This is a genomic window from Cellulosimicrobium cellulans (genome assembly GCF_042723955.1).
GTDB lineage: Bacteria > Actinomycetota > Actinomycetes > Actinomycetales > Cellulomonadaceae > Cellulosimicrobium > Cellulosimicrobium cellulans_H.
The window spans coordinates 1,343-2,272 of the sequence record NZ_JBHXIC010000121.1 but is presented as its reverse complement, the minus strand read 5'-3'; the positions used below and the strand labels follow the sequence as shown (position 1 = coordinate 2,272).

At 79.4% G+C, this 930-nt stretch carries 1 protein-coding gene; it reads left to right on the top strand.

Annotated elements, in window-relative coordinates; translation table 11 throughout:
- Positions 1-400 precede the first annotated feature (400 nt).
- Positions 401-832: a nucleoside deaminase gene (locus ACFWH7_RS19735; RefSeq protein WP_378219159.1), complete on the top strand. Its 432-nt coding sequence runs from the start codon at positions 401-403 to the stop codon at positions 830-832.
- The last annotated feature ends 98 nt before the right edge of the window (positions 833-930 follow it).

The window sequence follows — 930 nt, the reverse complement described above, 5'->3', positions numbered from 1 at the left end:
GCCGCACCCCCCCCCCCCCCCGCGCCCCCCCCCCCCCCCCGCCCACCCCCCCGCCGCCCGCGCGGAGCGCCCCGCCCCTCACGGTAAGCGGCTCCCCGGCCGCCCCCCCAGCTCTCCGCACCACCGAGCGGTCGGCACCTCGTCGCGGCATCGCGCGACGAGCCGCTCACACCTCGGAGGTCCCGTGCCCGACGACGTCGCTCACCCCGGCGCCCCCGCCCACCCGGGCGAGGGGCCGGCGTCGGGCACCGTGGGGCCCGCGTCGAGTACCGGGGGGCCCGCGGCGGGCACGACGGCGGCCGGCGGCACCCCCGAGCCGCGGGGGCTCGACCTGCCGTGGGCGGGCGGGACGTTCCCGCCGGGGACGGTCGCGGGGCGCCACCAGGTCTGGGACGCGCTCATGGGCCTCGCGCTGCACGAGGCGACCCACGCGCTCGCGAGCGCCGACGTGCCGGTGGGTGCGCTCGTCGTCGGGCCGGACGGACGCCTCCTGGGCGTGGGGCGCAACAGGCGCGAGGAGACCGGCGACCCGACCGCGCACGCCGAGGTGCTCGCGCTGCGCCAGGCCGCCGCGACGCTCGGGGAGTGGCGGCTCGAGGGCTGCACGCTCGTCGTGACGCTCGAGCCGTGCGTCATGTGCGCCGGGGCGCTCGTCCTCGCGCGTGTCGAACGGCTCGTGCTCGGCGCGTGGGACCCCAAGGCCGGCGCGACCGGCTCGGTCTGGGACCTCGTGCGCGACCAGCGCGCCAACCACGCGGTCGAGGTGGTCGGCGGCGTCCGCGAGGACGAGTGCGGCCGCCTCCTGCGCGCCTTCTTCACGGCCCACCGCTGACTGCCGCCCCGCCGAGCACGACATGAGGGTCGTGATCGAGCGGTGAAACACACCTATGTGGTGGTCGTCCGCGGCGGCCGGGGTGGGGCGCGGCAGTT

Coding starts and splice junctions, on each gene's coding strand:
- ACFWH7_RS19735 (WP_378219159.1), top strand. CDS start 401: ATGGGCCTCGCGCTGCACGAGGCGACCCACGCGCTCGCGAGCGCCGAC.